At 58.0% G+C, this 19,719-nt stretch carries 17 protein-coding genes and 1 pseudogene; 11 read left to right on the forward strand and 7 right to left on the reverse strand.

The features are described 5' to 3' along the window. The 5 genes and pseudogenes from FHT92_RS29550 to FHT92_RS28705 form a co-directional block, all read right to left on the reverse strand. A pseudogene (locus FHT92_RS29550) lies at positions 1-357 on the reverse strand (exopolysaccharide biosynthesis protein); the annotation flags it as partial. After that, positions 354-1,496: a glycosyltransferase family 4 protein gene (locus FHT92_RS28690; RefSeq protein WP_183743225.1), complete on the reverse strand. Its 1,143-nt coding sequence runs from the start codon at positions 1,494-1,496 to the stop codon at positions 354-356. The gene FHT92_RS28690 and the pseudogene FHT92_RS29550, both read right to left, overlap by 4 nt. Continuing rightward, positions 1,490-2,590, reverse strand: coding sequence for a glycosyltransferase family 4 protein (locus tag FHT92_RS28695; RefSeq protein ID WP_183831549.1), 1,101 nt, complete (start codon positions 2,588-2,590; stop codon positions 1,490-1,492). The genes FHT92_RS28690 and FHT92_RS28695 overlap by 7 nt, the downstream gene beginning before the upstream one ends. Next, entirely contained in the window at positions 2,587-3,537 is a 951-nt protein-coding gene (locus FHT92_RS28700; protein ID WP_183743221.1) for a glycosyltransferase, read from the reverse strand. The genes FHT92_RS28695 and FHT92_RS28700 overlap by 4 nt, the downstream gene beginning before the upstream one ends. Positions 3,538-4,186: 649 nt before the next feature. After that, complete coding sequence (locus tag FHT92_RS28705; protein WP_246735588.1) at positions 4,187-5,221, reverse strand: phytanoyl-CoA dioxygenase family protein; 1,035 nt, start codon at positions 5,219-5,221, stop codon at positions 4,187-4,189. A 164-nt stretch (positions 5,222-5,385) separates the two neighbouring features. Between FHT92_RS28705 and FHT92_RS28710 the strand changes: the two genes are divergently transcribed. From FHT92_RS28710 to FHT92_RS28730, 5 genes are all read left to right on the forward strand, one after another. Next, positions 5,386-6,243 (forward strand): WecB/TagA/CpsF family glycosyltransferase, encoded by an 858-nt coding sequence (locus FHT92_RS28710; RefSeq protein WP_183831551.1) that lies wholly within the window; start codon positions 5,386-5,388, stop codon positions 6,241-6,243. A gap of 15 nt (positions 6,244-6,258) precedes the next feature. Then, positions 6,259-7,752 carry a sugar transferase gene (locus tag FHT92_RS28715; protein ID WP_183831553.1) on the forward strand — a complete coding sequence of 498 codons (1,494 nt, stop codon included), beginning with the start codon at positions 6,259-6,261 and terminating at the stop codon, positions 7,750-7,752. Positions 7,753-7,796: 44 nt separating this feature from the next. Continuing rightward, positions 7,797-8,849 carry a UDP-glucuronic acid decarboxylase family protein gene (locus FHT92_RS28720; RefSeq protein ID WP_183831555.1) on the forward strand — a complete coding sequence of 351 codons (1,053 nt, stop codon included), beginning with the start codon at positions 7,797-7,799 and terminating at the stop codon, positions 8,847-8,849. Between the two features lie 93 nt (positions 8,850-8,942). Beyond that, entirely contained in the window at positions 8,943-9,890 is a 948-nt protein-coding gene (locus tag FHT92_RS28725; RefSeq protein WP_312858801.1) for a glycosyltransferase family 8 protein, read from the forward strand. A 93-nt stretch (positions 9,891-9,983) separates the two neighbouring features. After that, the gene (locus tag FHT92_RS28730) at positions 9,984-10,976 is read left to right on the forward strand and encodes a glycosyltransferase (protein WP_183831588.1); all 993 of its coding nucleotides are present in this window, start codon (positions 9,984-9,986) and stop codon (positions 10,974-10,976) included. 247 nt (positions 10,977-11,223) lie between these two features. Here the strand turns inward: FHT92_RS28730 and FHT92_RS28735 are convergent, their stop codons facing one another. Next, positions 11,224-12,012, reverse strand: coding sequence for a response regulator transcription factor (locus tag FHT92_RS28735; RefSeq protein ID WP_183831557.1), 789 nt, complete (start codon positions 12,010-12,012; stop codon positions 11,224-11,226). A 554-nt stretch (positions 12,013-12,566) separates the two neighbouring features. On the opposite strand from FHT92_RS28735, the gene FHT92_RS28740 reads away from it, so the two are divergent. The 6 genes from FHT92_RS28740 to FHT92_RS28765 are packed head-to-tail and all read left to right on the forward strand — an operon-like array spanning position 12,567 to position 18,101. Next, positions 12,567-13,073, forward strand: a complete 507-nt coding sequence (locus FHT92_RS28740) for an acyltransferase (RefSeq protein WP_183743213.1) — start codon at positions 12,567-12,569, stop codon at positions 13,071-13,073. Then, complete coding sequence (locus FHT92_RS28745; RefSeq protein WP_183831559.1) at positions 13,070-14,107, forward strand: Gfo/Idh/MocA family protein; 1,038 nt, start codon at positions 13,070-13,072, stop codon at positions 14,105-14,107. The genes FHT92_RS28740 and FHT92_RS28745 overlap by 4 nt, the downstream gene beginning before the upstream one ends. Then, on the forward strand, positions 14,104-15,207 hold the full coding sequence (locus tag FHT92_RS28750; protein ID WP_183831562.1) for a DegT/DnrJ/EryC1/StrS family aminotransferase: 1,104 nt from the start codon (positions 14,104-14,106) through the stop codon (positions 15,205-15,207). Before FHT92_RS28745 ends, FHT92_RS28750 begins: the two co-directional genes overlap by 4 nt. Then, positions 15,197-15,916 carry an acyltransferase gene (locus FHT92_RS28755; RefSeq protein WP_183743207.1) on the forward strand — a complete coding sequence of 240 codons (720 nt, stop codon included), beginning with the start codon at positions 15,197-15,199 and terminating at the stop codon, positions 15,914-15,916. Before FHT92_RS28750 ends, FHT92_RS28755 begins: the two co-directional genes overlap by 11 nt. Further along, the gene (locus FHT92_RS28760) at positions 15,913-16,887 is read left to right on the forward strand and encodes an NAD-dependent epimerase/dehydratase family protein (RefSeq protein WP_183743205.1); all 975 of its coding nucleotides are present in this window, start codon (positions 15,913-15,915) and stop codon (positions 16,885-16,887) included. Before FHT92_RS28755 ends, FHT92_RS28760 begins: the two co-directional genes overlap by 4 nt. After that, the gene (locus FHT92_RS28765) at positions 16,884-18,101 is read left to right on the forward strand and encodes a DegT/DnrJ/EryC1/StrS aminotransferase family protein (protein WP_183831564.1); all 1,218 of its coding nucleotides are present in this window, start codon (positions 16,884-16,886) and stop codon (positions 18,099-18,101) included. The genes FHT92_RS28760 and FHT92_RS28765 overlap by 4 nt, the downstream gene beginning before the upstream one ends. A 74-nt stretch (positions 18,102-18,175) precedes the next feature. Here FHT92_RS28765 and FHT92_RS28770 read toward each other — a convergent pair whose 3' ends face one another. Next, entirely contained in the window at positions 18,176-19,684 is a 1,509-nt protein-coding gene (locus FHT92_RS28770; RefSeq protein WP_183831565.1) for an O-antigen translocase, read from the reverse strand. Positions 19,685-19,719 lie beyond the last annotated feature (35 nt).

The raw sequence follows: 19,719 nt of genomic DNA on the forward strand, positions 1-19,719 counted from the left end.
CAAGTCGCCGATGACCCGCTCGGCCACGCTTCTCGACAGAAGCCGCTCGGTCTCGGAGGTGACGTTGAGCGGCGCATCGCCGCCGGCATCGCCGCCGCTCAGCGCGGTTGCCAGGGGCTTGTGGATCATCAGCCGGGACCCGGCATGATAGCTCGGCTGCAATCCCGAGATCAGCACGATCGACGCCGCCATCAGCACCGCCGTCACAGCAACGATCATAACAAGCCGCCGACGGATCAAACGTAAACCAGACGTTAGATCAAACTCCTCCGATTTCATCTCCGTCTGAAAGCGGGGTTCGTAATGGACCGCCGGGAGCGGCACGTTGCGGTCTGGCGGAAAAGTCGAAATTGTCATTTTGCGCTAACCCTTGCTTGAGGTTGCGCGGAGATGGTTTCGTAGAGTTTTTCCATCGACCGCATATAGGCCTTCATACTGAAATGGTTGAGATAATGGGCGCGTGCCCTCGTCGAGAGGCGGCTGCGGACATCTGGATCCGCAACCAGTCTCGCAAGGGCCGCTGCCAAGGCATCCTTGTCTCCGACAGGGACGAAGACACCGGTTTCACCGTCGGAAATGACCTCTTCGTGCGCCCCAACGCGCGTGGTGACAACAGCAAGCCCATGGGAAAGCCCTTCGAGCACCGCCATCGCCAAGCCTTCGGCATGCGAGGGCAAGACCAGGATATCGGCACGTGCACACAGCGCGCGCGCCTCGTCGGCGCCAAGCCATCCCGGCATGTCCACCAGGCCTGAAAGGCCCATATCCGTAGCCTGGCGGCGATAATCTTCGACAGGCCCGTCTCCTGCCAGCACGGCGCGCCAGCGAAGCTCTTTCATGACCGGATGGCTAAGGGCGAGCAGAAGTTCCGGAACGCCTTTGCGTTCGCTCAGCCGGCCGAGAAATATGATCAACGGCGGCTCGCCGGCACGAATGTTGTGTGCCCCGGGATCGGGGACACAATTGTGAGCGATCACGAGGCGGCGCTCGTCTACGCCCAGACGTGTCGCAAGCGTCACGCGATCACGCTCACCCAGCGCCACGACGCAATCAGCACGTTGAAACATCCGGCGTATCAGCGATTGTTGACGCGGCGAGCGTGCAGCAAAATCGCCGGCATAATCGTAGTCGTGTAGATGCAATATGTGAAAGCACCCGAGCAAATGGGCAGCTTCAGTCAGGATCAGCTTGCGGAAGGTGCTGCCGCGGCCTGCGACATGGATATGGTGAATGCGTTTCGGATCGACGACTCGATCCTTCGCCATTGTCAGGATTGCGCCCAGCAGACGCAGAGACGACGACGCGGCAGACCATCGAGGCCCTCTGGTGTCGGTGACGGCGTGTTCTGCCCCGCCTTCTTTCGCCGTGCTGGTCAGATATCCGATCAGCCTGCCAATACCGCCGCCGTTCTCGCAGCCACCCGGAACATAATGGCGGACCCTTGTCGTGTTCCGCACCACTGACGGATGACCATCCATAAGTACTTTCATCAGCATGATCCGACCACCTCGCGATAAAGAGCGGCTGCCCGGGCGCCGACCTGTTCGGGCGAGTTCGGTCCTGTGGCCCATTCGAGTGCCTTGGTGCCGAGATCGTTTCTAAGATCGTTATTATCCGCCAATGTACGGATCGCTTTCGCGAGCTCTTCCGCATTATCAGGCGGAACCACCATTCCCAGTCCGTTGGGCTGAACGGTCGCTCGCAATTCGCCCACGTCAGTTACGATAACGGGTTTGCCGAAGGCCGCAGCAAGGTTGAGCACGCCGCTTTGGGATGCTTCCGTGTAGGGAAGGACAACGATATCGGCATCGAGGAAGAGCTGGGCGACCTCCTCGTCTTCGATAAAACGGTTGCGAATGTCGTAGCGGCCAGCTTCACCCATGAGCGGCCGGAAGACCCAGGGATCATCGCCGCGGCCTGCGACCGTAATGCGCAGATTGGGGAGCGCATCCTTAAGTATCGCCTCGGCACGGATCAGTTGCTTCAAACCCTTGTAAGCGAAAATTCGCCCAAAGAGCAGAACGCGCACAGTTCCATCGGCGGCACGCCGCGCCAGCTTTTGCCGCCGAGCAAGTTCCGCATAGCGATGGATGGCGGGATGCGACAGGACATGCACGCAGTCTGGAGATTTTGAATATCGATCGAGGACCATCCGCTTCAGTCCCTCGCCATGCACGACGACATGCCCGGACTGTCTCACCATTAATTCCGGTGCCCAGCCGGGCAGCGTACGCGTATCGGAATCGCCGGGATGCAGTTCCACATCATGAACGGTGGTCACGAGCGGGATCGGTCGCCAGAACGGCACGGCAAAGTTCAACCACAGCGTAGTATTGCTCAAGAGATGAATGAGGTTCGGCTGCTCGTGCCGGATGAGGCGCGTGAGTTGATGCAGGAACCAGGGATTGGCAAGCGACCGATGTCGTGGCCAGTCAAGAAGGTGAAGGTCGACGGCCGGATCGAACCAGGAAGCAAGATGAGCATAGCGCCGGCGCGGGACGCCAAGGACGACCGGCATATGTCGCGCAACGCCGCTTGCGAAGGAAATAGTGTAGTCCTCCAGTTCGGAAACCAGCAGCAGCGCCTTCATTCCGCTGCCTCCGACAAGCCGATGTCTTGACCGGGGCGAGGGAGGTAATAAGCGCTACGCAGCGCGTCGCGGGTCCGCCGCAGCAAGTTTGGTTCCCCGGCGAAAAGCAGCCCTTCGACGGCAAGCTTGAGCCGGGTGCGCGCATTGACGCCATCCAAGCCTGCCGCTGCCATCTGGTAGGGATAGTGATCCGCCAGACTGAGCCTTGCCGGTAAATCGTGGAACGAGAGAAACCGGTTCGTCGCTTCGACGCTACGCTGCCAATGGGCCATTCGCCTTTTCAGCATGGAGACATCATCGATTGGCCGGTACCAGTTGTTACTGTGAATTCGGTAGAATCCAAGTGAGTCCGGCAAGGCGGCAACGTCGCCCAGAAACGGATAGATCCCAGTGAGCCAAGCGTCCGCGGAGATGCGGAACTGTTCGGGAATAGGACCCGCAGCATCCCATGCGCTGCGTCGTACCGAGATGGCCGACGTCATCGGGAAGGGCCACCAGCCTGCTGATCTCGTCAGCTGCGGCGACAGATCTCCCGAGCACAACGTCCGGGGAATCGGTTTGAGGGTCGGCGCGCCATCAATCGAAGTCGGCTGAAGTCGGTGGTAGACGAGCGAGACCTCGGGGTGTGAACGAAAAGTCGCCACCGTCGCCGACAGCTTGCCGGGTGCCCACCAGTCATCGGCGTCCAGAAAACAGAGGATGCCGCCGCTGCTGAACTTCACGGCGGTGTTGATCGCGGCCGCCTGTCCCGAGTTCTCCTGAACAATCACCCTCACGCGGCTGTCATAGGCTTCCAGAATGGAAAGCGACTCGTCGCTGGACCCGTCATCGACGACGATTATCTCGACGTCGGGAACCTCCTGGCCCAAGGCGCTGTCTATCGCACGTCCGACGAAGCGGCCGTAATTGTAATTGTTGATAAGGACGCTGATGCCCGGCCGCTCCATGACACCCTCTCAAGCGGCTTGTTGCCTGGCACCGTGGTGCAGCAACATGATCACGATCGCGTCCGTAGGGATCTCCATGACGGTGTCCCTTTGCTCGACGGGGGGCTCGCTTGTAACTGAATAGGTCGCCGCTGCTAATGCCGGCGCGAGGGACATGTCCATCATGTACTGTGCAGAACCAGGTCCAGAACGCGAAACCATAGGAATCCCAACCCTCCAAGCTTCAACTATGAACAATCAGCCCTGCGCCGGAATCATCGCCTCACGTCATCAGAAACTACCGCCCGGCCATGTCCTTCGCACTTGCATTCTTTTCCAAGCTACCGGTGAATGGACACAGGTAACATCTGCTCTTATTGGCAATCCCCTTGACTCTGGCCGCCACCCTTTGGGGGAGGGATCGCCGAAAGCGTAAGTACGATGCAGTCCTCAGATAAAGGGTACATGCTTTAGACGTAGATGCTGTCGGCCCACCTTGCCGGTGGTTGACGCAATCATGATCGCGAAAGACTAATAGAGAACGCTGGGGCGTTCGGACCGCTGGCGGCTCAGCGCGCTGTCGGCATGACTGCGCGCCATGTCGACGCTGCGCAGTCATGAAGTCGCAGAATTGTGGGCATTGAGATCAATCCCCGAAAGCCTCGCGTGGCTAGGCAGGCGCCCCGATGATCGGAGGAACGATGTTGTTGACAGCGAGTTGTGTCAACACGTCCGCACTGAGCGTCCCTCGAACGCCGGGATGGCGATGGCGGCCCTCTTCGGCATAGGAGTAGGTCTCCGCATCCGACGGACCGAATGTCATGAAAACCGCGACACGGTCGGGCGTTCTGCCGAGCCGTCGAATGATCGATCGCGTCACGGTGAATGCCTTCTGAACGTCCAGGCGAAGCAATGGACCGATCCGCTCGAAGATTTTGCGAAGGCCCCTGTCAAGCAGGGTTGGCATCTGCCCAGCATGTTCGATCCGCACGTCGAAGATGATCGCATCCCCAGCCCGCACTCCAAGGCCCTTCGCCGGCAGGCTCTGGACCAAGCCCTTGAGGTGGGATCTGGGCCGCACCTTCAAGGTGGCGTTCGAGTTTTCGTCCTGATCCTGCAGGTAGAATGCAATCTTGTAGACCTTGAAGTTCTCGTCCGAGAAAATGCTTCCATCAGCGCAGCGAGGATGGTGAGGAATGTCATTGTGCCACGACGATGTCGTGTTGATCATGAGATCGCATTCGCCTGTAAGAACGACATCGAGCGGTCGGGTAATTTCCTTGAGGCGGTTGAGGATCATATCGGAAGTCATAAACCTGGCGACTTCGTCTACAGCATACATTGCGTGAAGCTGAAATTTGCCGCCGTACAAATACTTGCCACCTGACCTCAGATACTGTTTGGAAACACGCCGTAATCTCTCCACCTGCTCGGGCGTCAGGACATCCCTGATGACGACGTAGCCATCGGAGGTCAAATCGTTCTGCAGCCGACTGGTCGTGCCGGGCGTCTTTGAAGGTTCTCTGACCGGCATCCGTATTTCATCTGTTGAATTCACCTCTGTTGAATTCGCCATTGTCTTTCTCCCGGCTTTGTCGCGCTCAAACCTCCCCAGCTTTGGTTGCGCTAAAGCGACTGTCTTCTGCGGCAACGCGAAGGTCAAACCGCTCTTTTCGGGGTAACGCTTATCAAAAAGAGCAATCATGCATACCCGGAAGATGCCGCCTTACTTCGAATATCGTAATTCGTTCTATGCGGCGCGCAGAAATGTGAAGTCTTTCTACGTCCAATAGCTGGAGTTGAAAGTATGGAGGCAGCGGGCTTGCCAGCATACTCTTGCTACAGGTTCAGTTGGCAAAAGCGTAGATCATGAGAAATTCACCAACAGACAGAAACCAAACTTCAACCCTTGATCCGGGGGACTCTCTGAAGTGGACGAATGTCCTTGGTGTTCGAGTTTCTGCGGTCAATCTCAAAAGCGCGACCGGACTTATCGAAAAAGCGATTGAAGACGGCAGGAGAGAGTATGTCTGCGTTCGCGACGCGCACGGCGTCGTGCGGTGTCAAAAAGATTCCAAGCTTCGGTCCATCCATAACCGGGCGTTCCTCGTCACTCCTGACGGCATGCCGTTGGTATGGGCACTGAAGCGCGCGGGTCATGCGGAAAGCGACAGGGTCTACGGACCGGATCTCATGTTATCCGTTTTCGGCGCCGGCATCTCCAAAGGGTTGCGGCACTTCCTTTATGGAGCAACAGCCGAAACGCTCGAGCAGCTGCGGACGCGTCTTCTCGAAAAATTTCCGCAGGCACGGATCATTGGGTCCTATGCACCGCCTTTCCGCCAACTATCGATGCAGGAGGAAGCGGATATTGCCGACCGGCTCAATCGGTCGGGCGCCGACATCGTCTGGGTGGGGCTGAGCAGCCCCAAGCAGGAACTCTGGATGGCGCGTATGCGCGATCGTCTGGAGGCGCCGATGCTCATCGGTGTCGGCGCTGCTTTCGATTTCCACGCCGGCCTCAAGCGGCAGGCGCCGAGGGCCATTCAAAGAAGCGGCTTCGAATGGGCGTTTCGTCTTCTATGCGAGCCGCGACGGCTGTGGCGGCGCTATGCGCTCGTCGTGCCGACCTTCATCTCCCTGACTGCCTTCCAGAGACTGGGGCTTCGGAAATTTCCGATCGAAGACGCCATTTCCGGATCGGGTGCGTCGGGACAAAGGCCGTAGAGGGGTAAAAGCATCATGTCCTCATTTGCGCCGTCAGCGATGACATCGGGTCCGTCGAAGGCATCCACCACAAATGAAATGGCGTCACGGGCAATTCCAGCAGGTTCCGTTCCGCCCATAGCAGGTAAGACTGTTGGTCCGTTAGGGCAGTCAGGGCTGACTATGCCTGCTTCGCTACGACGCCGGCTTCCTCGGCTTGCAACCTCGTCATTGATGATTGCCGGGGATATTGGAAGCTATCTGCTTATCTATTTTGTTCTCCTGACTTTTCTTCCCAGTGGTCCGGAGGGCGCGGTAGTAGAGCGTGCTTTCATCCTCGCAGCAGTGGCTGCGATCGTTCTTTATGCATCGGTCGGCCTCTATCCTGGGTATCGGCTGCACGACCACGAACATCTGCGGCGCCGCACGATAGCCGCCGTCAAAGTGGCTGCCCTAACGGCATTCGGAGCACTCATCTTACCGGAAGGGGAACGACTGCTGCTTGCCATCATTGGCTTCCTCGGCCTTGGGCTGATTGTTCAGCCGGTCATGCATTGGCTCGCAAGAGGCCTGTGCCGGAGACTTGGAATCTGGGGAGAGCGCGCAGTCATCATAGGGGGACGGAATCTCATTCCCGCGCTCATGGCGCATTTTAGGGACCACTGGCAGTATGGCATCAGGCCGGAGCCCTTTTCCCAGGACATGTTTGAAGCATCGTCTGAGGGCGGGCCATCCATTGCCCTGATTGCGGGGGACATCGGCTCGCTTATCCCTGATCTGGCGGCGATGCGCAAAAAATTCGCCGAGGTCGTTCTTCTGTCCGATACGCCGAGTCTCAAGGTTACCGGATTGCGGCCAGCGGATGTCGGCGGAGAGATCGGTATTCGCATCACCACCGGTGGGCGTTCGGTCAACACGGACCTGGTTCGTCGGGGCCTCGATCTCGCGATCGCCATTCCTGCAACGATCGTGGTTGCGCCCTTCATCGCGATTGCAGCAGCCGCGATCTATGCCATCGATCCGGGCCCCGTCTTCTTTCGACATACCCGGGAAGGACTGTCCGGCAAGCCGGTGCACGTCCTGAAATTGAGGACGATGTACCAAGATGCAGAACAGCGCCTCGAAGCGTTGTTCGCAGAAAACCCTGCCATGCGAGCCGAATGGTTGAGCCACTTCAAGCTCAAGGACGATCCGCGCGTCCTGCCGGTTATCGGACACCTCCTGCGCTCTTCGAGCTTCGACGAGCTCCCGCAACTGGCGAACATTATTGCAGGCGAGATGGCGATCGTCGGCCCGCGTCCGTTTCCGGAATATCACCTGCTCGCGATGGATGGTGAGTTTCGAGACAAGCGACGCTCCGTAACGCCGGGGCTCACGGGCCTTTGGCAGATATCGGAACGGAGCAACGCGGATATCGAACTGCAGCAGCAACTCGACGAGTTCTACATAGACAACCGGTCCTTGTGGTTCGACTGCCAAATTCTTCTCAGCACGATCCCTGCAGTCTTCAAACGCAGGGGAGCCTACTGACCATCCTCTTTTCACGAGGCAACCATCAACAACGGAGCACACCAATGCACGGACAAAAGCGAATTATGGTAACCGGCGGCACCGGGTTTCTGGGATCCTTCCTGTGCGAAAGGCTCTTGCGAGAAGGCAATGATGTCCTCGCCGTGGACAATTATTACACCGGCTCGCGCGACAACGTGCTGCATCTTCTCGACGACCCACGCTTCGAGATCCTTCGGCACGACATTACCTTCCCGCTTTATGTGGAGGTCGACGAGATCTACAACCTCGCTTGTCCGGCATCTCCGGTCCACTATCAGGTCGATCCGGTTCAGACCGTCAAAACCAACGTGCATGGGGCCATCAATATGCTTGGTCTCGCCAAACGAACAAAGGCGAAGATATTCCAGGCCTCCACGAGCGAAGTCTATGGCGATCCGGCAGTCCACCCCCAGCCCGAGGAGTATCGAGGCAGCGTCAATCCCATAGGGCCACGGGCATGTTATGACGAAGGCAAGCGGTGTGCCGAAACATTGTTCTTCGACTACCATCGTCAATACGGCGTTGAGATCCGGGTGGCGCGGATCTTCAACACTTACGGGCCGCGTATGCAGACCAATGACGGGCGCGTCGTCTCCAATTTCATCGTTCAGGCGCTTCAAAACGAGCCGATCACCATTTTCGGCAACGGCACGCAAACGCGTTCGTTCTGCTATGTGGACGATCTGATCGAGGGCTTCATCCGCCTGATGGCTGCGCCGGCCGGCGTGACGGGTCCGGTCAATCTCGGCAATCCAGGAGAATTCCAGGTCCGGGAACTGGCCGAAATGGTCATCGAGATGACGGGATCGAAATCGAGCATCGCTTACAAGCCTCTACCGGTCGACGATCCGACGCAGCGCAAGCCGGACATCAGCCGTGCAAAGCAGGACCTGGGCTGGCAACCGACGGTGAATCTGCGTGAAGGGCTCGAGAAGACGATCGCCTATTTCGAGTGGAAGCTGTCTGGCGGAGCCAGGAGCGTATCTGGCGTCCGGTCTCCGCAAACGGCCTACACCCCTCAGCCTGCTCCGGCCGTCGGCCTTCCTGTCCAGCAAGCCGTATCGATCGGGCCGTGAATAGCACCGTCGATCATCGCAGGGCGAAGCTCGGTTTCGAGGGATGGTGCCGGAAACATGAATGTGCATAGCATACCAACAGGAGCCGCCCCCGTGGGCGCAAAACAGCAGCTGGGGCCGATCGTCTTTGCGGTCGATGCGGCCTACGCTGTTCCCCTGGCGACCGCTCTCAGATCGGCTGCCGAGAACAACAGAGGCGCATGGCCCCTGGATATCCATGTTATTCATGAAGGACTAGGCGAGGAAACGAAGCGACGGATCTTTGATTCTCTGCCCGCAAACTCTGCAGTCATCCAGTGGCACCCCATAGGCACGTTGTCCTTCGCGAGCGGATTTTCCACACGCCCTGGCGTCTCGAAAATGACCTTCGCAAGAATTCTCCTGCCGCAGTTCCTGCCGGAGACCTGCAATCGAGCTTTATATCTGGACGGCGACATCCTCGTGCTGGGTGCGCTTGAACACTTGTGGAACATCGATCTGGGCGAGGCAGTAATCGGCGCTGTTTCGGATTACTGGTTGGACAATGTGGTGAGCAACGGATCGAGGGCCGCAGGTGACGTCCGGGTCGAACGCTATTTCAACGCCGGCGTTCTTCTTATCGACCTTGCAAAATGGCGAGCCGAGCAAATATCGGAACGATCTCTGGAGTATCTCGATCGCTTTCCGACTACGGAATATTCAGATCAGGATGCACTCAACGTCGCCTGTGACGGAAAGTGGAAAATCCTGGACCGCGCCTGGAATTTTCAGTTCGAGCCGACGCAGGTAATCGCCCGTCTCGCGCTCGAGCAGAAGCTCGCGATCGCTCATTTCGTGACCAACGTGAAGCCTTGGAAATCGGGTAGCTTGAGTCCGAACGCCGCATTCTACGATACGTTTCGATGCCGGACCCGTTTCGCGCTCACGCCGCGGCAGCGCGTTCAAAGTGGCTTGAAGCGAGCAGGCTCCCGGCTGCTTGCCCGATCCGCCTTGTTGAGAGCTGTATGGTCCTGCACCAAATCGGCCATGCGAGCGCCCACGGCTCAACGTCTGCGCGAATGAATCGGAAAGCGAGGAACGTATAAAAGCAGAACGATGCCGAGTTCGGTTTTTTGAAATGCCTTGAAGGAAACGATTGCCTGCGGAGGAATGAGTTTGCAACGTGTTGATGTCGTAATTCCCTGCTACAACTACGCTCATTTCCTGCAGGAATGTGTTGAAAGCGCTCTTTCGCAAGCTGGCGTCGATGTGCGCGTGCTCATTCTGGATGACTGTTCGCCGGATAATACGCCGGAAGTCGGATCAGCTTTGGCATCCCGGGACAAACGGGTCACCTATCGCCGGCATAGCGCAAACAAGGGTCACATCGCCACCTACAATGAGGGCATCGAGTGGGCGGGCGGCGACTTGTTCCTGCTTCTCTCGGCGGATGATTATCTCTTGCCAGGTGCGCTGGGTCGCTCGGCGGAGCTGATGCGCAATAACCCGGATGTGGGGTTCACGTTCGGGAACGCGCTCATAGCCGAGCCACACGGCATCATAACCAAGCGCGTCGACCCTCTTGGTAATAAGAGCGTGCCCCCCAAGCAGGTCCTGACTGGACCGCAATTCATGCGGTTGAGCGGAGCAAACAACCTGGTTCCGACACCGACGGCTATCGTGAGAACGGCGCTGCAAAAACAGGTCGGCGGCTATCATAAGGAACTCCCGCATACCGGTGATATGGAGATGTGGCTGCGCCTCGCATCACATGCCGGGGTGGGCTATATTAACGAGAGTCAAGCAGTATATCGCCGACATTCCGCGAATATGTCTCTTCAATACTACGGGAAAACTATTCTTCCCGACCTCCGGCAAAGAAAAAAAGCTTTCGATATTCTGTTTCGCCAGGGTGCAGACAACCTCAAGAAAGATGAGAAACTAAGACGCTTTCTTACCAGAGATCTCGGGAAGGAGGCGCTTCGAATGGCCGGCCTGGCGTTCAATAACTTCGACGTCGCCACCGCCGTGGCTATTCAGCGCTTTGCCTTGGAGGTTTCCCCTGAGGTGCGAAATTCGTTGCCCTGGATCAAGCTGGTCTGCAAGCAAACCATCGGCCCGAAATACTGGTATGCCTTGAATTCCATAGGACGACGAGTTGCAGGATGAACGGACAGGGTCGGGTCGTTCATCCACGAGTACGAAAACCACGGTCGGTGGTTGCGCGTCATCGAAGATCGGTCGGAATGCGATCGTCAATAGCCGTGAAGGCGCTAAGACGTGCTGCCATTTTCGAGTGAGCGACAAGGGCTCCGAGGTGCAGCGCTTTCAAATCACCCCGGGAGCGCATTTGCGCTCCCGGGGTGATTTGGGCAACAAAGTACAATATGCGAAGGGATCTGCCCCAACAACGGCCTCAGCACGGCGTCCTATTCGCGCTCGCGCCTGAAATACCACTCTGGAACAGGTCGTTGAGCTTGAACACAACTTCCGTCCTATTCGTTGCTTTGACCTTCTTCATAATGTTGCGAACATGGACCTTTACCGTGCTTTCTCGCAGATTGAGCTCGTAGGCAATGATCTTGTTTGCCTTTCCGCGTCGGAGCGCTTCTACGACCTCGGCTTGACGATCCGTAAAGATGCCGGCCAACGGACGAGCGGTGGTGTTGCTGGATTCCAGAAGGTGACGCATGGCAAATAGCGTGCTTGCGGGCACAAAAACCCCACCCGCCACTGACAATGCAATCAGCTCCATGCAAACGCTGATACTGACCGAAGCAGGTATGTAGCCCTTGGCCCCGTATTCGATTGCCCTCACGATTTGGCTGAAATCATCGCTGTCAGCCAATATGATGACTGGTATCGCTCCGAATTCCGAAGCAAGGCTCCTGATCTGCCCCGCAACGGCGGGTTCATCGATCTTCTTGCCGCCGATGTTCAAGAGGATTGCCGAAAGCGGCGGATATTCGTTGCATCTCCGCTTCCATTCCTCAACACTTTCGAACGCCAGTATAAGTAAATCCGTCTTGTAGGCCGCCATGCACTGCGCGAGGCATTGCCTGTCGAGTTCACGGTTGTCGAGGATCACCAAAGTGTGGCTTGGCCTCGACTGTAAGCTCAATCCGGTAGAGTTATTCTCTACCTTTAGTGGAAGAGCTGTTTTCTCCTGCCTGAAGTCTAAATTTGGTACAAGCGCTGAATTCACTGCTTCATCCTCCCCAGCCGAGTTTCCCTACGCCATAACAACAACCGAACACTCAAGCCCTTCAGATATGAGGGTTTGGCAGCACTAAAGTAGGAACTGAATACCACAGTTCCTGTTATCTTAAACTAGCTAATATAGGCTAAAGGAGCAGATTAGTTCCATCGTAAGGTGTAAATAGGACGTAATTCCTGGTATAACTTATACGATACTACGTCATCCGCGGAATGATTGATTGCGTTGTTCTTCGGTTACGGACCCGATTGCTAAATGCATGAAAATAATGCGCGCCCTCCACGCACGATTGGGGCAGCCCGAAGCCTATTCCACCACCAATGTTGATTGTTGGCTATGAACATCGGCGTACATCGTCATAGGTAGATACGTCTTTAGGCGGATGCGCTTAGACGTTTTGTTTCTTTACTCCAATGACGAAAACAATTCTCTTTGATTGGAAAGAAATATTTGTTTTCCGAGATGAAATCTTGGGCGCAATCATCTGATTGACGGTTCATCTAGGAATCAGGGTGTGTTGAGAGCGTAAGGGGTGCAGGCGTATGATTGCATCAAACGTAAAGCTGGATGATAGCAGCATCATCCATCATCGAGATCTTGTAAATCTCTATGGCTGCACGATCGGCGCGGGAACGCGCATCGGCACTTTCGTTGAAATCCAGAAAAACGTCCTCGTCGGGAAGGACTGCAAAATCTCCAGCCATTCCTTCATCTGCGAAGGCGTGACGCTGGAAGACGGCGTTTTTATCGGTCATGGGGTCATGTTCACCAATGACACCTACCCGCGCGCCGTCAATGCCGATGGCAGGCTGCAGACCGAAGCAGACTGGATCGTTCTCCCCACGCTGGTCAAGCGCCACGCGTCGATCGGCAGCAATGCCACCATTCTGCCTGGCGTAACCATCGGAGAGGCCGCGCAGGTCGGAGCGGGGGCGGTTGTAACGAAGGATGTGCCTGCGGGCGCCATCGTTGCCGGCGTTCCGGCTAGGATTATCGGTCGCGTTCACGACCGGTCAGTCAACATGCAGGCGTTGGGAGGAATGCGATGATCGGCATTGCGGTTGTTGGATATGGTTATTGGGGTCCGAATCTGGTTCGCAACATATCGGAAGCGGCAGGCGCGCAGCTCATTTCAGTCTGTGATCTCAATGTCGAACGGCTGGCGGCAGTTAAAAGCCGCTACCCCGCAGTGACGATCACCGATGATTTCGAGGAAGTCCTGCGCGATCCGAGAGTTGATGCCATCGCTATCGCGACGCCGGTCTTCACCCATTTCAAGCTCGCCATGCAGGCTATGATGGCCGGAAAGCATGTCTTCGTCGAAAAGCCGATGGCATCGACGACGGAGGAAGCCTCGCGGATGGTCGAAGAGGCCGCGCGCCGACGCCTCGTGCTGGCCGTGGATCATACTTTCGTCCACACCGGCGCCGTCCGCAAAATGCGCGAACTGGTCGAGAGCGGCTTGGGCGACATGTATTATTACGACTCGGTTCGGGTCAATCTGGGGCTTTTCCAGCATGATGTCAGCGTCATCTGGGATCTCGCGGTGCACGATTTGTCTATCCTGGACCATGTCGTACAGGAAAGGCCGGTGGCGGTTTCGGCGACGGGCATGAGCCATGTTCTCGGTGAGCCGGAAAACATCGCCTATCTGACACTCTTCTTCGAAAGCAAGCTTATCGCGCATATCCACGTCAACTGGCTGGCACCTGTCAAGGTGCGCCGCACGCTCATCGGCGGCAGCAACAAGATGGTCGTCTACGACGATCTGGAGCCCAGCGAGAAAATCAAAGTCTACGACAAGGGCATCACGCTGAACCCGAACTCTCAGGCCTATGGCGAGAAATTGCATCAGATGATGGTCGGCTACCGCAGTGGCGACATGTGGGCACCCAAGCTCGATATGACCGAAGCATTGAAGCGTGAACTGGATCAGTTCGTCGAGTGCATCGAGCAGAATTCGCGGCCGATTACGGACGGCCACGCCGGGCTGCGTGTCGTTCGCATTCTTGAAGCCGCAAGCCGGTCGCTCGCCCAGCGCGGTCGTGTCATCGAACTCGAAGAGGCGAGGCGCATTGCATGATCCCCTTCCTGGACCTCAAAGCACAGTATCAGTCGATCAAAAGCGAAATCGACGCGGCAGTGCTCGGCGTGCTCGCCTCAGGGCAATATATACTGGGCGAGGAGGTTGTCCGTCTCGAGCAGGAGTTCGCTGACTATTGCAACGTCAAGCATGCGATCGCCGTCAATACCGGGACGAGTGCTTTGCATCTGTCCCTTCTTGCGGCGGGCGTCGGCCCCGGCGATGAAGTCATCACCGTGCCATTCACCTTTGTCGCGACGGTGTCGGCGATCTGCTACGCAGGCGCACGACCTATATTCGTCGATGTCGAACCCGCGACGCTCACAATGGATGCGGCCCAGCTTGAGGCGAAGATTACGTCCCGGACGAAGGCCATTATTCCTGTCCACCTCTACGGCCAGATGGCCGATATGGACGCGATCAAGGCGGTCGCCGACCATTACCGGATACCGGTCATCGAGGACGCTTGCCAGGCGCATGGCGCTCGCTACAAGGGCGCTCGTGCCGGCAGCATCGGTGCATCGGGCTGCTTCAGCTTCTATCCGGGCAAAAATCTCGGCGCCTGCGGTGAGGGAGGTATCGTCGTGACGAACAGCGACGATCATGCCAAGACGATGCGCATGCTGCGCGACTGGGGTCAGGAGCAGCGCTATCACCATCTGCTGAAGGGCTTCAACTACCGCATGGACGCCATTCAAGGCGCTATCCTTCGCATCAAGCTTCGGCATCTCGAAGATTGGACAGAAGCACGTCGGATGCATGGCCGGCGCTACACCTCGCTGCTTGCGGGAGCAGGGCATTTGAAGACGCCTGTCGAGGCAGCAGAGCGGCGCCACGTCTACCACGTCTATGCCATCAGAAGCCGCGATCGCGATGCGCTTCAGCGCGTGCTTACTGCGGAAGGCATTCAGTCCGGACTGCACTATCCGATCCCCGTTCATCTGCAGAAGGCCCATGCCGACCTTGGTTGCCAACCCGGTGATTTCCCCGTCTCGGAAGCCGCGGCACGTGAGGTCCTCTCGCTGCCGATCTATCCGGAGATGCCCGCGTGGCACGTCGATCAGGTGGCCGCTACGCTGGAATACGCCTATGTCAGCTAGTCATGCAGGTGAGGCTCGCATCGTGCAGGCGGTCCATGGCCGTCACGAAAGGCCGGCGGACCCTGCCTACCAGGCCGGGCTGGCCGAAGAACTCAAGCAATCTTATGGACGCGCTGGCCTTATCGAACTCTACGGTCGCTTTGCAATGGGCGACGGTGTCGTCGACACCCTGATGCGGAAAGCCATCTGGCAGGCGCTCGTGCGCAGTTGCGGTGGAGGATTGCAGGTCGCGGGCGGGGCCGGTTTCAAACATCCGGAGACTTTCGAAATCGGCAATGGCGTGTTCATCGGCGCCCAGGCCTATATCCAAGGGCGCTTCGACGGCACTTGCGTGATCGGCGACAATGTCTGGATCGGCCCGATGGCCTATTTCGACGCGCGCGACCTCGTGATCGAGGATTCTGTCGGCTGGGGGCCAGGCGCCAAGGTGCTTGGCTCGGCCCATACGGCACTGCCGGTCGATGTGCCGATCATCCGCACGGATCTGGAAATCAAGCCGGTCCGCATCGGCGCATGGGCCGATATCGGCACGAACGCGACAATTCTTCCCGGCGTCAGCGTAGGGAAGGGGGCAATCGTCGGAGCAGGCGCAGTCGTCGTCTCCAATGTCGAACCGTTTTCGGTCGTCGCCGGTGTGCCGGCGAAGTTCATACGCTGGCGCGAGGAAGCCGATCCTGTGCTGGATATATCGCGTGGAGGAAGATCGTGAGAAATCAACGAGTGCTCATTACCGGTGGAGCCGGCCTGATCGGGTCGCATATTGCCGATCTCGTCGCATTGGAAAAGCCGCGCGAGATCATCATCCTCGACAACTTCGTGCGTGGACGCCGGGACAATCTCAGCACGGCAATAGCCGGCGGAGCCGTTAACATCGTCGAGGGAGATATCCGCGACAGAGCGCTCCTCGCAAAGACCTTCGAGGGCGTCGACATCGTCTTCCATCAGGCGGCCATCCGTATCACGCAATGCGCGGAAGATCCGCGGCTCGCTTTCGACGTTTTGGCCGAGGGCACGTTCAATGTCCTCGAAGCAGCCGTCAAGGCAGGTGTGTCGAAGGTCGTCGCTGCTTCCTCGGCCTCTGTGCTGGGTTTGGCCGAGAGCTTTCCAACCACTGAAGCGCATCATCCCTATAATAACAGGACGATCTACGGTGCGGCGAAGACATTCAACGAGGGGCTGCTGCGCAGCTTCGCTGACATGTACGGCCTGCGCTATGTGGCGCTTCGCTATTTCAACGTCTACGGGCCGCGAATGGACGTTTACGGCGCCTATACCGAAGTGCTGATCCGCTGGATGGAGCGTCTTGCCGCCGGAATGCCGCCCGTCGTCTATGGAGACGGGAGTCAGACGATGGACTTCGTCGATGCACGCGATATTGCGCGGGCAAACCTGTTGGCTGCGAAGAGCGATGTCACGGACGAAGTGTTCAATGTCGCGAGCGGCAGGGAAATAAGCCTCCTGGAACTCGCGCAGATGCTGAGCAGCATCATGGGGGTATCACTGGAACCGCAACACAAAGAGGCTCGTGCGGTCAATGGCGTGACCCGGCGCCTTGCAGATATCACCAAGGCCGAGAAACTCCTGGGATTCAAAGCGGAAATATCGATGGAACAGGGGCTCCGCGACCTTGTGGCCTGGTGGCAGCTGAAGACTGCTGCGGCAGGAGGTCAAGCTGCATGAGCCCGTCACCATCGACAATTCCGGTCGCCAAGCCTGTTCTTGGAGAGGAGGAGGCCGAGGCCGCACGCCGCGTTATTCTGTCAGGATGGGTGACGCAGGGGCCGGAGGTCGCCGCTTTCGAGAGCGAATTTGCCGCCTTTGTCGGTGCGGCGCATGCCTGCGCCGTCTCCAACTGCACGACTGCGCTGCATCTTGCTTTGATGGCTGTCGGTGTCAGTGCCGGCGATGAAGTCATCACGGTCAGCCATTCGTTCATCGCAACCGCGAATGCCGTTCGCTACTGCGATGGGGTGCCTGTTTTTGTCGACATCGAGGCGGACGGCTACAATATCGATGCCAGCCTGATCGAAGCGGCAATCACACCCCGCACCAAGGCAATTCTCTGCGTGCATCAGCTCGGCATGCCTTGCGATCTCCGCTCGATCGTGGAGATCGGCAGGCGCCATCAGATACCGGTTATCGAAGATGCGGCCTGCGCGACGGGGAGCGAAATCCTCTGGGATGGACGCTGGGAAAAGATCGGCAAAGCGCATGGCGACATTGCCTGCTTCTCCTTCCATCCCCGGAAGGTCGTCACGACGGGTGATGGCGGCATGTTGACCACCGCTAATCCCGAATATGACCGGAAGTTCCGGCTGTGGCGCCAGCATGGCATGAGCATCACGGATACTGTCCGTCACGGCTCGAAACAGGTTATTTTCGAAGACTATGACGAACTGGGTTATAACTACCGTATGACTGACCTTCAGGCCGCTGTTGGACGCGAGCAGTTGCGGCGGCTGCCGGAGCTGATTGCGCAGCGCAGGCTGCTCGCCGAGCAGTATTGCGAACGCCTGTCCACGATACCCGGATTATCTTTGCCGGCCGAACCGCGTTGGGCTCGCAGCAATTGGCAGAGTTTTTGTGTGAGACTGCCCGATACCGTCGACCAGCGCGCCGTCATGCAGATCCTGCTCGATCAGGGGATCTCGACGCGGCGCGGGGTGATGAACATTCATCTGGAGGGAGCCTACTCCGACAAGAGCTCCCACCGCGCTGCCACGAGCCTGCTGCAAAGTGTGTTAGCGCAGCAGCACACGATCATCCTCCCGCTCTATGCCCAGATGACGGTAGCCGATACCGAACGGGTTGTTGAGGCGCTTCGCGAAGCCCTTTCGGTGGTTGCTATCGAACCCTCGGGCGTACAACGCATCGTGGACGTTGCTCTCGCCTGATTAGACTATTCGCTCGGCAAAAATATTCGCATCCAAAAAACAATGCGCGCATCGGGCGATGCGCGCATTGTTCGTTATGCGGATTTCGCAATCCATCCACGGACGATGGAAGGCACGGATTCCGGCGGAAGCAGCTCGATCAGCATACGCAGCGAATAGAGCCCGCAGACTGCTACGGCAACGAAGCCAATTGCCGTCGCCGGCCAGAGTGGCAGGACCGCGAAGGTCAGGAATACCAGTGCCGATGCGGGCAGGAAAAGCAGCGCGTGTCTATGATTGGCGGACGACCAGCGAAAGCCGGTCAGACGCCGCACGATCACGTAGACCAGGATGCTGTGCCAGACATAGAGACCGAAAAACGCCATGCCGGCTCCTGGCGTGCCGAGCAGCGATACGAAGAGCCAGGCGAGCCCCACATGCACGACTGCTGCCGCTACCTCCGTCCAGAAGAAAATCGCCTGAGTGCGCTTCGCGACGACAATGAAGCCCATTGGCCACGAGATAATCCGGAGCATCATTCCAAGGCAGATCCAGCGTAAGAGATCTACTGCCCCGTGAAACTCTGCGGAATAGAATAAGCTCATCATGAGCGGCGCCAGGGTCAGCGTGGCGAGCAGGCCGGGACCGGCAAGCAGCATGCTGATTTCCGCCTGTTCGTTGGCCAGGCGATTGCATTCGGCATTGTTGTCCGCTGCTGCGGTCAGGCGCGGATAGAAATCCGTTCCCATCGCCTGCAGGATGAAGCCGGCGTAGAGGCCGCCAAGGCCCCAGGCTGCCTGATACAATCCCGCCGCCATGACGCCCCCCTCCTTTAGCACGATGAGCCGGATGGCATAGGCTGCACCGAAGGTCAGAAGCCCGCTTGCCATGAAGACGAAGCCGAGCCTGAGCAGTGCCGACACTTCCCGGCCGAACTGGCGCGCGGGCATTGGCGAAGGATGCGGGCAGATCCGCCGGCTGTACCACCAGCTCGGAAGGATCGAGGCAGCCGCGATCACCACAAGGGACGGTGCGATCGCCTGCATGCCAAACAGATAAATCAGCGGGATGCTGACCGCTGTGCCGAAAAGCCCGGCAAGCACATTGATGCGGGCAAGATCTGCAATGCCCCGCAGGCCCTGGATCAACGCAGTCTGCCCCGCAGAAACCAGTCGACAGAAGATTGCCAGCGACAGCAATGCAATGCCACTTGCATGCTGGTAGTCGCCGAAGGTGAAATTCGAGACTGGGAATGCCAGCGCGGCGAGCAGGAGCGCACCAAGCAATGCGAGCACCATCGATAGGCGTCTGAGCACTGTCGCCGATCGCGCGATCCTTTCTGCGTCATCGGTGCCCGCAGCTTCGGCAATCTGGCGCACGCCGCTGCTTCCCACACCGAGCCCGGCAATCGCTTGCGCGATGTCGAGGATTGATCCGTAAAGGCCCATGAGCCCGACACCTTCGGGCCCGAGCAGAACGGCCATGGCCTTGTTTCTGATAATGCTGAGTGCGACGTTCACGAGCGAGGAGCCGCCCATCAGCATCGTCGATTTGAGGATTTGAGTGTAAGTCTGGCTGCTGGGTGGGGTCATGCGCAAAGTCATCAGGTGCCCCTAGCCATTTATCCAATGATAATGCT

Origin of the sequence: Rhizobium sp. BK377 (assembly GCF_014193935.1) — a bacterium.
GTDB lineage: Bacteria > Pseudomonadota > Alphaproteobacteria > Rhizobiales > Rhizobiaceae > Rhizobium.